Source organism: Shewanella nanhaiensis, from assembly GCF_019457885.1.
Taxonomy (GTDB): Bacteria; Pseudomonadota; Gammaproteobacteria; order Enterobacterales; family Shewanellaceae; genus Shewanella; species Shewanella nanhaiensis.
In genome coordinates this window covers 24650-38732 of the sequence record NZ_JAHZST010000017.1, presented here as the reverse complement: position 1 = coordinate 38732, position 14083 = coordinate 24650, and the positions used below count along the sequence as shown (strand labels likewise).

Genomic DNA, 14083 nt, shown 5'->3' with positions numbered 1-14083 from the left:
AGCACCTTATATCAATTAGATTAAAGTGTGATAGCTGCGTCTAGTGTCATCTCGATCATCTCGTTGAACGTAGTTTGACGCTCATCTGAAGATGTCTTCTCACCAGTACGGATGTGATCTGATACAGTCACAACACACAAGGCTTTAGCACCGAACTCAGCAGCAACACCGTAAAGGCCAGCCGCTTCCATCTCAACACCTAGAATGTTCATCTTTTCCATCACATCAAACATCTCTGGATCTGGAGTGTAGAAAAGATCAGCTGAGAAAACGTTACCGACACGGTACTTAGTACCTTTCGCATCAGCGGCTTTAACAACTGCGCTAAGTAGGCTGTAATCAGCGATAGCTGCGAAGTCTTGGCCTTTGAAACGTAGACGGTTAACTTGAGAGTCAGTACAAGCACCCATACCGATCAGTACGTCACGAACTTTAACGTCTGTGCTTACTGCGCCACAAGTACCAACACGGATTAGGTTCTTCACGCCGTAGTCTTTGATGAGCTCTGTCGCGTAGATAGAAGCAGAAGGGATGCCCATGCCTGAACCCATAACAGAGATACGAGTCCCTTTGTAAGTACCAGTGTAACCAAACATGTTACGAACATCAGTCACTTGCTCAACGTTCTCAAGGAAAGTCTCAGCAATGTACTTAGCACGTAGCGGATCGCCTGGGAAAAGTACTGTTTCAGCAAAAGCACCGTCTGCTGCATTAATATGTGGTGTAGCCATCTATATAACCCCTTATATTTATAACTTAAACTAGTACTTTAAAAGAGTACTTAAGTCTTGTAACTGGCGGCCATCACCGCCAAATTTTTAAATTCGTAGCTCCAAGCCTTTCCACTATTTAATGAAAGACTCACCGTACTCCATCGGCTCAAGCTTAAAGTAACTTGCAATCGATTGACCAATATCGGCGAAGCTATTGCGGCGTCCTAAAGATCCCGCTTTCAACCCAGCGCCATAGGCCAATACAGGCACACGTTCACGGGTATGATCTGTTCCTTTCCAGCTTGGATCACAACCGTGATCCGCTGTCAGTAACAGCAGGTCATCTTCGCCTAAAATTTCAAATATTTCAGGTAAACGAGAATCAAAATACTCAAGGGCTTTCGCGTAACCTGCAATATCACGACGGTGACCGTAATGGGAGTCGAAATCAACAAAGTTTGTGAAGACAATACTCTTATCACCTGCCGCTTTAACCTGCTCAAGAGTTGCATCAAACAGCGCTTCTAGGCCCGTTGCTTTCACTTTTTGAGTGATACCGCAGTTGGCATAGATATCGGCAATTTTACCGACACTCACCACTTCACCACCGGCGGCTTTCATCTTATCAAGTACCGTTTTTGAAGGTGGCTCAACCGCGTAGTCACGGCGATTACCGGTACGGGCAAAATCACTTGGGCCAGTCCCAACGAAGGCGCGAGCGATAACACGACCTATATTATAGGGCTCAAGCTCTTCACGGGCGATGATACATAAGTTGTAAAGGTTTTCTAACCCAAAACTCTCTTCATGACATGCTATTTGAAAAACAGAGTCGGCAGAGGTATAGAAGATAGGCTTACCTGTGCGCATATGCTCTTCGCCTAACTCTTCTAGAATGGCAGTTCCAGAAGCATGGCAATTACCTAAGTAGCCATCGAGACCAGCTCTGGCTAAGATTTTGTCGGTAAGCTCTTTTGGAAAAGAGTTAGTCAGATCGCTGAAATAACCCCACTCATAGAGAACTGGCACACCCGCCATCTCCCAGTGACCACTAGGCGTATCTTTACCAGTACTTAGCTCATCTGCGTGGCCATAGGCACCAATCACCTCAACATCATCGCTAAAGCCTGGAGCAAAAGATCCAGTACTCTCTTTCGCCGCCAATGCTAAACCAAGTTTAGAAAGGTTTGGTAGTTTAAGCGGGCCTTCACGGCCTATGTCGGCTCTTCCTTCGGCGCACGCTTTCGCTATGCTACCAAAAGTATCTGAACCCAGATCACCGAAAGATTCAGCGTCAGTAGCTGCTCCTACGCCAAATGAGTCCAACATCATTATGATTGTTCTTTTCATATTAACCTCTACTTTGCGAGTTACAGATCGCTAGCGCGGATATAACGATAAATTTCAGGCGTTTTCTCTGGGCGAGACTCGCCAATATGGATCGCTTTTCTCACCGCACTTTCAGCTTCTGCAAATGCTGTTTCAGTCTGAGCGTGGATCATGGCAATGGGTTTATCTTTCGATATCTCATCACCTAAGGCACACACTTGTGTCAGACCAACACTGTAATCGAGTGCATCACCTGGCTTACGACGTCCGCCACCTAAGGTGACAACGGCAAGACCAAGCTCGCGGGTGTCCATCGATGTAGCAAAACCTATTTGCTCAGCATAGACTGGACGAATAATCTTAGATTCTGGTAGGTATAGACCTGGGTTTTCAACAAAATCTGTCGGGCCGCCTAAACCTGAGATCATACGGCCAAAGATCTCTGCCGCTTTACCGTTATCAAGTACTGCATTGAGCTTTTCACGGGCTTGAGTTTCAGTCGTGGCAATGCCACCTAACATCAACATCTCGGCGCAAAGCCCCATGGTGACTTCATAGAGACGTGGATTACGATATTTACCTGTTAGGAAGTCAATCGCCTCTTTCACCTCTACCGCGTTACCAGCACAAGATGCAAGCACTTGGTTCATATCGGTAAGTAGCGCAGTGGTTTTAGTTCCAGCACCGTTAGCCACAGCCGTAATACTACGAGCAAGCTCCTCTGAGGCTTCATAAGTAGGCATAAACGCGCCACTGCCCACTTTGACATCCATGGCTAACGCATCAAGACCTGCAGCCAATTTCTTAGAAAGAATTGAAGCGGTAATAAGGGAGATTGATTCCACAGTCGCAGTGTTGTCACGAATGGAGTAGAAACGTTTATCGGCAGGAACAAGATCGCCAGTCTGGCCAATAATGGCAACACCAGCCTCTTTAACGACTTTTCTAAAAAGGGCACTGTCTGGCTCAGTTTGGTAGCCAGGAATGGCATCAAACTTATCTAATGTGCCGCCAGTATGGCCGAGTCCACGACCCGAGATCATAGGAACATAGCCGCCACATGCCGCTGCCATAGGGCCAAGCATCAGGCTAATCACATCACCAACACCGCCGGTGCTGTGCTTATCTATGATAGGACCATTAAGGTCCAAACTCTGCCAGTCGAGTACTGTGCCAGAATCACGCATGGATGTTGTCAACGCAATGCGCTCATCCATGTTCATATCGTTGAAGTAAACCGCCATGCCAAGGGCTGCGATTTGACCTTCTGAAACTGTATTATCTGTGATGCCTTTAACGAAGAACTGGATCTCCTCCTTCAATAAGGCTTCAGCGTTGCGCTTTTTACGAATTATCTCTTGTGCTAGAAACATGGTACTGCCTCCAAGTTTGTAACTGAAATTCAATCTTTAGCAACAAACCTCAGTGTAAAATCGGTAAAACTTCGATGTGCAACAGAGGAACATGTAAATTTACTACATTCGATAGTAACTAAGTTTCGCTGATGCCAACTAGATTTAGATCACACTTAACTAAAAAAATAGCCCTATTTTTTAATCAAAAAGGGCTATTGAGCAGTGCTTAGTAACCCTGTGGGCCTTTAGCTTCTTCACCTAACTCTAAGGTGTGGAGCAAGTTAACCAACAAGCTTGACGCACCGAAGCGGAAGGTTGCAGGGGTGGCCCAGTCATCGCCTAGAAGGCGAGCAGCAAGAGCTAGGAACTCACCAGCGGCGGCGGCATCACGTACACCACCTGCAGGCTTAAAGCCCACTTTAGTGTTCTTCTCACTGATCACTGTCATCATGATCTCAGCCGCTTCAATGGTCGCGTTAACTGGCACTTTACCGGTAGAGGTCTTAATGAAATCTGCACCGGCATCGATAGAAAGCTCTGATGCTTTACGGATAAGTGCAGGATCTTCTAGTACACCAGACTCGATGATCACCTTAAGGATCGCATCGTCACCACAAGCTTCTTTACATGCCTTCACAAGCTCAAAACCAAGGGTTTCATTGCCTTCCATCAGTGAGCGGTATGGGAAAACCACATCGACCTCATCAGCGCCGTAAGCAACCGCAGCACGCGTCTCTAGTACCGCAATGGCAATATCATCGTTACCGTGTGGGAAGTTAGTGACAGTGGCAATCTTGATATCTTCACAACCAAGCTCATTAAGCGTCTTACGCGCAATAGGAATAAATCTTGGGTAGATACAGATAGCAGCGGTATTTCCGGCAGGAGTCTTAGCTTTATGACAAAGCTCAATCACTTTCTGATCGGTATCATCATCATTGAGAGTGGTAAGATCCATCAGCTCAATCGCTTTCTGTGCTGCTTTTTTTAAATCGCTCATAATAATTCTCCAAAACAAATTCAAATGTGTAAAAGTTCAATAAATTAAAAATATATCTAGTTGAGACAGCATTTGGGCTGGGCATTATTATGATTTTTTTGGCCGGGCCTTCGGGCATCGTCTCAGAGCTCACTCACCAAGAGCTCTAATAATTCAGGTATTCAATGCTCTCCCAAAGGGAGTCGCTATCTGACACTCAGGTCACGACTTGAATCCTTGAAGACCGGGAAGGAGAAAACAAAAATTGGGTTTCTACCTTTCCGCGAAAATTCCATTTTAGCGCGTGTATCTTGTTCTTTAGGTATAACTAGCGATAGGGTCACTATCTAGTTAAACCTTTACTTAAGTAGGCTGAGATAATATAGCCTGTTTAAGTAAAGATTAAGCTGCTTTTTGTGTAACGAATTAAGAGGAAATAGAGCCACGCAGCGCGTGGCTCATACACCCTTACAGCTCTTAGAACTTGTAAGTTGCTGTTAAGTAATGTGCCCAACCAGTAGTTTCAAGACCTACGATACCTGCACCATCTTCAAGCAGATATACATCTTGGTAACCCTTTAGACCGTAACCTAGAGCATAGTTGTCTGAATGCCAGTGTAGACCGAAGTAGGCAGCACCACCGCTAGTGCTTTGTGGTACGAACTCGTTACCATACTTTTCATCAGCACCAAACTGGTAATCAACATAACCTTGGAAAGAAATGAAAGAACCGTTTTCAAAGTTCATAACAGGCTTGAACCAGTTCATAGAGAATTGGTAACCGTTCCACTCTTTGATGTTCATGTCATAGTGAGCGTATAGGTTCATGCCAGTTTTACCTAACCATGGAACCATAACATCAGCACCGACACCCCAAAAAGATGCATTTACGTCACCTTTTCCATCTTTATTGAATGCACCGCCACCCCAGTTAAATAGCGTTGAGAAGTAAACTTCTTGGATAGGACCAGCTGAAAGGTCCCAACCTGTCATCGCATCGATAGAGAAACGTGGAGCAAACTTCATGAACATCTTGCTATCGTTACCAGTCTTATCGCCTGAACTGCTGTTAGTTAAGTTAAATACATCAACATAACCGTATAGATCAACGATACCAGCGCGGCCACCAAATTCCATCTCTAGGTAATCATGACCATCACCATCACCGTCAGATGGAAGTTCGTTGAACGCATACATTGCGTTGAACTGCATCCAGCCGTAATCGCCGCCACGTAGGTCGCTACGATCTGCTGCGAAAGTTGGTGCAGCCATAGTTGCTGTTAGTGCAGTAGCTAGTGCTATAGTTTTAACGTTTTTCATCATCAACCCCATTTATTTTATGGTTTGCCGCTCTTTTTTATAAAGAGTCAGCGTTTCTTTTTATGGCGCCGCATTTTACTTATTCTGTGCTAAAGCACAACATTATTAATGTAAAAATGCGAACACTAAGTTTTAACATTCAAACAAACATCTGATCTATTAACTGATTTCGATAAAGAGATTAGAGCAAAATCGATTAATAAATCGTGTTCATCCGCACATCCCTAACCATTCTTTACGAATTTGTTTAGTGATGCTATCCAACTTAAATCTGAAAAATGGTTGAGTTAACTTGGGCACTACTCACATGAATAGTGCACCAGTTAGAGGGGAGAGTCCCCCTCAGAAATTGTACGCTTAAATCGCTAGGAATAGACCTGCTAGCGTCGCACTCATCAAGTTTGCAAGAGAACCTGCAATCACAGCGCGAATACCAAGCTTAGCTAGGTCATGGCGACGTGTAGGCGCCATAGCACCTAGACCACCAAGTAGAATCGCGATTGAAGATAGGTTAGCGAAACCACACAGAGCGAATGAGATGATAGCTTTGGTTCTATCAGTCATAGCGGCTTGAGTTGCCTCAACTAATACACCACCGTCAGCCACATCCTTTAGGTATGGAGCGAAGTTTAGGTAAGCAACAAACTCGTTAACAACAATCTTCTGACCGATGAAAGAGCCCGCAATAAGCGCTTCGTTCCAAGGTACACCGATAAGGAATGCAAGCGGCATAAAGATATAACCAAGGATCAACTCAAGCGTTAGTCCTTCCATACCGATAAAGCCACCGATACCACCGATAATGCCGTTAATCATCGCGATAAGACCAACGAAAGCAAGTAGCATTGCACCGACGTTAAGTGCTAAGTGCATACCAGATGAAGCACCTGCAGCTGCAGCGTCAAGTACGTTAGCTGGCTTGTCAGGATCTTCGGGTAGATCGCTCATGTCGTTTTTAGCTTCTTCAGTCTCTGGGTGCATCAGTTTAGCCATTAATAGACCACCTGGTGCTGCCATGAATGAAGCGGCAACAAGATACTCGATAGGTACACCCATCTGCGCGTAACCAGCCATTACTGAACCAGCGATAGACGCTAAACCACCTACCATGATGGCAAATAGCTCAGAGTTAGTCATAGTCGCGATAAACGGACGAACCACAAGTGGCGCTTCAGTTTGACCTACGAAGATGTTTGCTGTTGCAGACATAGACTCAGTACGGCTCGTACCTAGTGCTTTTTGAAGTGCACCACCGATAATACGGATGATCCACTGCATAACGCCAAGGTAGTAAAGGACTGCAATAAGAGAAGAGAAGAAAACAATGACTGGAAGTACATTGACGGCGAAGATGAAACCAACTTTAAAGTTAGCCAAGTCGCCAAACAGGAAGCCGATACCGTTTTGAGCGTAACCGATAACGCTTGATACGCCGTCAGATACTGTCTTAAGGATATCTTTACCGACTGGTACATACAAAACAAAACCACCAAACGCAGCTTGAATTGCTAGAGCACCGAATACAGTACGCTTATTAATTGCTTTTTTATTATTAGATAGCGCGAACGCTATCGCTAGTAAGGTGACCACCCCTACTAAACTCATTAAAATATCCATTAACCATCACCCTATTGTTAATACTTTTTAATTATGTTGTTAACCAACCTTTTTCGAGCACGATTATACCCGACCAGACGGCTAAAATCGTCGTTTCGATCAAATTTTTGAAGTTTAATTTCAGCACCTTAGTAGAAATTTATGATGCGACTAACACCTGTTTAAACAAAATAAATTAAAGGTCAAAGAGTTGCGTTACATTCTCAAACATTCGTTCTGAAACCAGAACACTCGATTTTTTTTGTAATTTCGCAATTTCTTCGATGATTGAGGGCAAAATAAGTGGTGTATTACGTTTTTCAGCTAGGTGTTTAGGGCTCATAGCAGGGGAATCTGTTTCAATTATGAGCGAATTCAGAGAAATATTTGTCACGCAAGTTTTAAGTTTTTTCGCATCCTTGTTTAAAATTAAACCGCCGATTCCGAGTTTATAACCTAATTTAACATACTCCTGAGCAACCTCTAATGAGCCATAAAAGCCATGTACCACCCCACCTCTGGCCAGTTTGAATACTTTCAAAAGTGCAATGAGCTCGCTGTGAGCCTTAACGACATGTAAAATTACCGGCAGGTTGAGCGACTTCGCCAGTGCCAATTGATGCTCGAGCACCTTTAACTGTATCTCCCAGTTTCCTCCACGTAGCTTATCTAAACCACACTCGCCTATTGCAACAAACTTGGGCTCTTGCTTTCGTTGATTAACGGCTTTATCAAGCCCTGAAAGTTCAGCGCTATAGTTATCACTGAAAAACCAAGGGTGTATCCCCAGTGCATAAGGGCAGGAGTACTGAGCAGCGATATGAAGCTGGTTTTCCCAATGGGAGGGGGAGACGCCCGGTATCAGAGCAGTGTGGATCCCCTGGGCTCTCATCGTTTTAAAAAGCTCAGCGCGATCATTATCAAACTCAGGAAAGTCTATGTGAGCATGGCTATCAATAATTTTTGGATAATGAACTGATTCAGACACACGCTCTCCTAGCTATCCTCGGAAGATTCACATTTATCTGATGAAACACGTTTAGTTGAGACAAGCTCAGGCTCTTCCAATCTAGGGGCGCAGCAGCGTCTATTCTCGGGAGTTAACCCCATCTCATCACACCAAGCGATATAGCCTCGCCAGACTTTTACAATCCAATTCATACCGCACCTAGGACAGTTAAATTTATCTGTCTATCATAACCCCACTAAGGCGATAAACCACAACTAATACCAATCAGTATAAATCTCTGGAACATTTTCGAGCATATGCAAATCCCCTCTATCGCTTTGACCTACATGGTCTTAAGCGTTCCAGACGCTTTAAAGACATTCCCCATATCCCTATGGGTCAGTGTAAGGAATACCGACAAATGCTGGGAGCATTTCAGGTGCCCTGCAATCACGGATAAGCACATCTGAGCTCCATGGGCCAGTAAAGCTCCCGGCATTACTCTGGCATTTCCCATATCCCTATGGGGCAAGGAGGAAATGCCGAATAAATGTCTGGAACATTTTCGGCCATGTGCAAATCCCCTCTATCGCTTTGACCTACATGGTCTTAAGCGTTCCAGACGCTTTAAAGACATTCCCCATATCCCTATGGGTCAGTGTAAGGAATACCGACAAATGCTGGGAGCATTTCAGGTACCCTGCGATCACGGATAAGCACATCCATGTGCAAAAAAGCCCCAAACTTTCGTTCAGGGCTTAATGAGATAACTCACTTTCAACCGCTAGATCTTAGTTCTCACGGGTCTTAGCAAACTGAATATCTGGGTAGCGCTCCATCGAAAGATTGAGGTTTACCATAGTCGGTGCGATATAAGTCAGGTTATCACCACCATCCAGTGCAAGGTTGTTACTGCACTTACGGCGGAACTCTTCAAGCTTACGCTCATCATCACAGTAAACCCAGCGAGCAGTGGCAACGCTGATCCCTTCATAGATGGCTTCAACCTTGTATTCACTCTTCAAGCGGCCAACAACCACTTCAAACTGGAGCACACCAACAGCACCCACAATCAGATCATTAGAGTCAATAGGTCTAAATACCTGCACAGCTCCCTCTTCCGATAGCTGTACTAGCCCTTTGAGCAACTGTTTCTGCTTTAATGGATCTTTTAAACGGATACGTCTAAACATCTCAGGAGCGAAATTGGGAATACCGGTAAAGCGGAACTTCTCCCCTTGGGTAAACGTGTCACCAATTCGCATCGTACCGTGGTTATGTAATCCGATAATATCACCTGGATAAGCCACTTCAGCACGATTACGATCGCCCGCCATAAAGGTCAAAGCATCACTCACGTTAACATCTTTACCAAGACGTACGTGATGCATCTTCATCCCCTGCTCATAACGACCAGAACAGATCCGCATAAAGGCAACTCTGTCTCTGTGTTTCGGATCCATATTCGCCTGGATCTTAAACACGAAGCCACTGAACTTCTCATCTTCAGGTTGGATGTCTCTGACTTCCGTTTCGCGAGCTTGTGGCTTAGGTGCCCACTCAACGATACCGTCTAGAATATGATCAACACCAAAGTTGCCTAACGCGGTACCAAAGAAAACAGGAGTCAACTCACCGGCAAGGAACATCTCAAGATCAAACTCGTTCGATGCACCAAGCACAAGCTCAAGCTCTTCACGCACTTCGGCTGCATAAGCACCAATGGCTTCATCAAGCTCTGGGTTATTGAGACCTTTAATGATTCTAGAGTCTTGTATCGTATGTCCTTGACCACTTTGATAGAGGATCACCTCATCACGCAGCAGATGATAGACACCCTTGAACTCTTTACCTGAACTGATTGGCCAAGTAATAGGCGCACAGGCGATGTTAAGTACCTCTTCAACCTCATCCATCAACTCTAAAGGATCGCGAATATCACGATCTAACTTGTTCATGAATGTTACGATTGGCGTATCACGTAGACGAGTCACTTCCATTAATTTAATGGTACGTTGCTCAACACCTTTCGCTGAATCGATAACCATCAAACAGGAGTCCACTGCTGTTAATGTACGGTAGGTATCTTCAGAGAAGTCTTCGTGACCAGGAGTATCGAGTAGATTAACTAAGGCATCATTATATGGAAACTGCATCACAGAGGTCGTAATAGAGATACCACGATCTTTCTCCATCTCCATCCAATCTGACTTAGCATGCTGTCCAGATTTCTTACCTTTTACTGTCCCCGCCTTTTGTAACGCGTTGCCAAATAAAAGTACCTTCTCGGTAATGGTGGTCTTACCCGCATCGGGGTGAGAGATAATGGCGAAAGTACGACGCTTGTCGACCTCAACTTTATTGCCTGACATGTTAACCTGCAGATTTATGGTGTTCGCAAAGGCGGCAATTATAGCGTCAAGGAAGCTAAATGGCTACCCGATGGACCAGAGATTTAAAGATAGGAGAAAAGCCAGCCAGAAGAGGTATCTACCATGGTTTATAAGATTAAACACCATGGTAGATATTTACTATCAGCAGAATAATTAACGAGAAGAGTTACTCATTTTTTCGGCAGAGATGATGGCGTTAATTTTCGCCAACTCAATTCTTGCATACCTGTGTTCAACAAAATCATAGATATTGGTTGCTAGCGCCAGTCTAAAGTAATTTGCAGCATCAATATTTTGTCCATTCTGCTGAGCTATTTTGGCAATATAAAAGTACGCTTCACAAAGGCGTTCAGCGTATTCATTGGGGTGAGAAAGTCCCTCTTTTGCAGCAGCAAACACCTCATCACGACTCTTCTTACCTAGGTAAAAATCGACAAGTACGCTAGACCAAGTATTCGGGTTAAGGCGCAGGCTATTCTCGGCTAAGTTAGCCTTAGCTTGCTCTAAGTTGTTGGCACTTTCAGTCACATACAACCAAAGTGCGCGATAGCCATCTTGTGGGTCAAGGGAATAAAATGACTCCATATCCGAGGCAGCAAGCTCATTACGCTCACCGTAATAGAGTGCAATGCCACGATTTAAAAAGGCATAATCGTAATCAGGTGAGAGCTCAAGCACAGCATCGAATGCCTCATAGGCACTTTCGAACTCGCCTTCCTGAGTATAATAGATACCGATAAAGTTATAGGCATCAGCCAGATTTGGCTGCATCTTTAATGCTTGGTGAAAATCAATTCGACTTAGTATGCGTAATCCAACACTGTCATAAATCACGCCACGGTCATAATGGAATCTGGCTCTCTGCGCATCGGTGAGCTCAGCTGACGATAAGATCTCATTTAATTTTGCTAAGGTGATCTCAAGCTTGTAATCAGGCATGACAGGTTCAACCATGACCTTACCTTGTTCACTCCCTCCGGACTGAGTCGATATACATCCTGTAAGTAAGATACTCATACCAGCCAATACGACTACAGCGGCTGTCCGCACTTTTTGAATCATCCATTTAACCCTTTGAATTCACCTGTAGCTGTAATCATAGCAATCCGCTATCACTACGGCTATCAAGGATTTAATTATTTCACCGATACTAACACTTCTTATATCAATTGAAATAACTCAAAGCAGATCAGGCAATAAAAAAGGAGACCCTTAGGTCTCCTTTCATCGTTAAGCTAAATGCTTATTCAGCAGCTGGAGCCGCTTCAGCTTTAGGTTGTGCTTCTTTCATTGAAAGACGTACACGGCCTTGGCGATCAACTTCCATCACCTTAACTTTAACTTCTTGACCTACTTGTAGGTAATCAGAAACGTTAGCAACACGCTCTTCTGCGATCTGAGAGATATGTACTAGACCATCTTTACCAGGAAGAATGGTCACAAACGCACCGAAATCAACGATACGAACAACTTTACCGTTGTAAACCGTACCCACTTCAACTTCAGCAGTGATCTCTTCGATACGACGGATAGCTTCTTTCGTTGCTTCACCGTTAGCAGATGCGATCTTAACAGTACCGTCATCTTCTAGCTCAATCGTAGTACCAGTCTCTTCGGTAAGCGCACGAATAGTCGCACCACCTTTACCAATAACGTCACGGATCTTCTCAGGATTAATCTTAAGAGTCGTGATACGTGGAGCGTGATCAGAGATATCTTCACGATGACCAGAGATAGCCTGATCCATCACGTTTAGGATATGAACACGTGCACCGTAAGCTTGCTGTAGAGCAATCTGCATGATCTCTTTAGTGATACCTTCAATCTTGATATCCATCTGCAGTGCAGTAATACCATCACGAGTACCAGCTACTTTAAAGTCCATATCACCAAGATGATCTTCATCACCTAGGATGTCAGAAAGAACAACAAAGTCGTCGCCCTCTTTAACTAGACCCATAGCGATACCAGCTACAGAAGTCTTGATTGGAACACCTGCATCCATAAGTGCTAAAGAAGTACCACAAACTGAAGCCATAGAGCTTGAACCGTTAGATTCAGTGATCTCAGATACTACACGAACGCTGTATGGGAACTCTTCAGCTGTAGGCATAACAGCGTTAATACCACGCCATGCTAGCTTACCGTGACCAATTTCACGACGCTTAGGTGAGCCAACCATACCTGTTTCACCAACAGAGTAAGGAGGGAAGTTATAGTGCAACATAAAGCGGTTTGTGTACTCGCCCATGATGCTATCAACTTTCTGAGCGTCACGCTCAGTACCTAAAGTACAAGTAACTAGTGCTTGAGTTTCACCACGAGTGAACAAAGAGCTACCGTGAGTACGTGGAAGTACACCAGCCATAACGTTAAGTGCACGAACCATATCAGGCTCACGACCATCGATACGTGGGCTACCAGAGATGATGCGGCTACGAACCACTTTCTTCTCTAGGCTACCAAGTAACTTGTCAACTTCACGTAGATCAACATCTGCGTTCTCTTCAACAAGCTTTGCAACTGCTGCATTTTTAAGTGCAATAACCGCATCACGACGCTCATGCTTATCAGCAATCTGGTATGCATTTGTCAGTTCAGCTTCAGCAAGACCTTTAATCTTCTCAACTAAGTCAGTGTCTTCAGCTGGTGCTGTCCAGTCCCACTTAGTTTTACCCGCTTCAGCAGTTAGCTCATTAATCGCATTGATCACAACTTGCTGCTGGTCATGGCCATAAACCACACCACCTAACATCACCTCTTCAGGAAGTGAAGCCGCTTCAGATTCAACCATCAATACTGCGCCTTGAGTACCGGCAACAACTAGGTCTAAATCACTTTCAGCTAACTGGCTAACATCTGGGTTAAGTACATATTCGCCATTGGTATAACCAACACGAGCAACACCTAGAGGACCATTGAATGGCAGGTCTGAGATACTAAGTGCAGCAGAAGTACCGATCATAGAGATAACATCTGGGTTGATCTCTGGATCAACTGAAACCACTGTGATGATAACTTGAACTTCGTTTTTGAAACCGTTAGGGAAAAGAGGACGGATTGGACGGTCAATTAGACGTGCAATCAAGGTTTCATTTTCTGAAGGACGACCTTCACGCTTGAAGAAACCGCCAGGGATCTTACCCGCTGCGTATGTTTTTTCCTGATAGTTAACGGTTAAAGGAAAAAAGTCACGGCCCACGTCTTCTGCTTTCTTTCCAACGACAGTGACTAATACTGTTGTATCACCCATACTTGCTAAAACCGCAGCATTTGCTTGGCGGGCTATAACCCCAGTTTCCAAGGTGACTGTATGTTGACCATATTCAAAACTTTTTACGATTGGATTCACGTGAACCATTCCTTAAATTTAATAACCTTAATTTCGCGCATAAGTATACTTCATCTCTATTCAATAGATAAAGAGCATAGAGTGATGACAAAGCCGA

11 protein-coding genes are annotated in these 14083 nt (G+C 44.4%); all 11 read right to left on the bottom strand.

Features of this window, described 5'->3' with window-relative positions; genetic code table 11:
- Positions 1-20: 20 nt before the first annotated feature.
- Positions 21-731, bottom strand: coding sequence for a purine-nucleoside phosphorylase (gene deoD, locus K0625_RS19305; protein WP_012326143.1), 711 nt, complete (start codon positions 729-731; stop codon positions 21-23).
- 114 nt (positions 732-845) lie between these two features.
- On the bottom strand, positions 846-2063 hold the full coding sequence (locus K0625_RS19300) for a phosphopentomutase (RefSeq protein ID WP_220111169.1): 1218 nt from the start codon (positions 2061-2063) through the stop codon (positions 846-848).
- 20 nt (positions 2064-2083) lie between these two features.
- Entirely contained in the window at positions 2084-3415 is a 1332-nt protein-coding gene (gene deoA / locus K0625_RS19295) for a thymidine phosphorylase (RefSeq protein ID WP_220111168.1), read from the bottom strand.
- Positions 3416-3623: 208 nt separating this feature from the next.
- Positions 3624-4397 (bottom strand): deoxyribose-phosphate aldolase, encoded by a 774-nt coding sequence (gene deoC, locus K0625_RS19290; protein WP_220111167.1) that lies wholly within the window; start codon positions 4395-4397, stop codon positions 3624-3626.
- Positions 4398-4853: 456 nt separating this feature from the next.
- On the bottom strand, positions 4854-5696 hold the full coding sequence (locus tag K0625_RS19285; protein WP_220111166.1) for a nucleoside-specific channel-forming Tsx family protein: 843 nt from the start codon (positions 5694-5696) through the stop codon (positions 4854-4856).
- Between the two features lie 357 nt (positions 5697-6053).
- Positions 6054-7313, bottom strand: a complete 1260-nt coding sequence (locus tag K0625_RS19280; protein WP_220111165.1) for a NupC/NupG family nucleoside CNT transporter — start codon at positions 7311-7313, stop codon at positions 6054-6056.
- A 175-nt stretch (positions 7314-7488) separates the two neighbouring features.
- Positions 7489-8253 carry a TatD family hydrolase gene (locus K0625_RS19275; protein ID WP_220111222.1) on the bottom strand — a complete coding sequence of 255 codons (765 nt, stop codon included), beginning with the start codon at positions 8251-8253 and terminating at the stop codon, positions 7489-7491.
- A 35-nt stretch (positions 8254-8288) separates the two neighbouring features.
- Positions 8289-8453: a DUF5363 family protein gene (locus K0625_RS19270; RefSeq protein WP_220111164.1), complete on the bottom strand. Its 165-nt coding sequence runs from the start codon at positions 8451-8453 to the stop codon at positions 8289-8291.
- Between the two features lie 579 nt (positions 8454-9032).
- Positions 9033-10613, bottom strand: a complete 1581-nt coding sequence (prfC, locus tag K0625_RS19265) for a peptide chain release factor 3 (protein WP_012326151.1) — start codon at positions 10611-10613, stop codon at positions 9033-9035.
- Positions 10614-10787: 174 nt separating this feature from the next.
- The gene (gene nlpI, locus K0625_RS19260; protein ID WP_220111163.1) at positions 10788-11696 is read right to left on the bottom strand and encodes a lipoprotein NlpI; all 909 of its coding nucleotides are present in this window, start codon (positions 11694-11696) and stop codon (positions 10788-10790) included.
- 181 nt (positions 11697-11877) lie between these two features.
- Positions 11878-13986 (bottom strand): polyribonucleotide nucleotidyltransferase, encoded by a 2109-nt coding sequence (gene pnp / locus K0625_RS19255; RefSeq protein ID WP_220111162.1) that lies wholly within the window; start codon positions 13984-13986, stop codon positions 11878-11880.
- Positions 13987-14083 lie beyond the last annotated feature (97 nt).

What these genes read in the sequence shown, in the direction of transcription:
- K0625_RS19280 (WP_220111165.1), bottom strand. Translation starts at nt 7,313, where the DNA reads ATGGATATTTTAATGAGTTTAGTAGGGGTGGTCACCTTACTAGCGATA.
- deoA (WP_220111168.1), bottom strand. Translation starts at nt 3,415, where the DNA reads ATGTTTCTAGCACAAGAGATAATTCGTAAAAAGCGCAACGCTGAAGCC.
- K0625_RS19270 (WP_220111164.1), bottom strand. Translation starts at nt 8,453, where the DNA reads ATGAATTGGATTGTAAAAGTCTGGCGAGGCTATATCGCTTGGTGTGAT.
- deoC (WP_220111167.1), bottom strand. Translation starts at nt 4,397, where the DNA reads ATGAGCGATTTAAAAAAAGCAGCACAGAAAGCGATTGAGCTGATGGAT.
- nlpI (WP_220111163.1), bottom strand. Translation starts at nt 11,696, where the DNA reads ATGATTCAAAAAGTGCGGACAGCCGCTGTAGTCGTATTGGCTGGTATG.
- prfC (WP_012326151.1), bottom strand. Translation starts at nt 10,613, where the DNA reads ATGTCAGGCAATAAAGTTGAGGTCGACAAGCGTCGTACTTTCGCCATT.
- deoD (WP_012326143.1), bottom strand. Translation starts at nt 731, where the DNA reads ATGGCTACACCACATATTAATGCAGCAGACGGTGCTTTTGCTGAAACA.
- K0625_RS19285 (WP_220111166.1), bottom strand. Translation starts at nt 5,696, where the DNA reads ATGAAAAACGTTAAAACTATAGCACTAGCTACTGCACTAACAGCAACT.
- K0625_RS19300 (WP_220111169.1), bottom strand. Translation starts at nt 2,063, where the DNA reads ATGAAAAGAACAATCATAATGATGTTGGACTCATTTGGCGTAGGAGCA.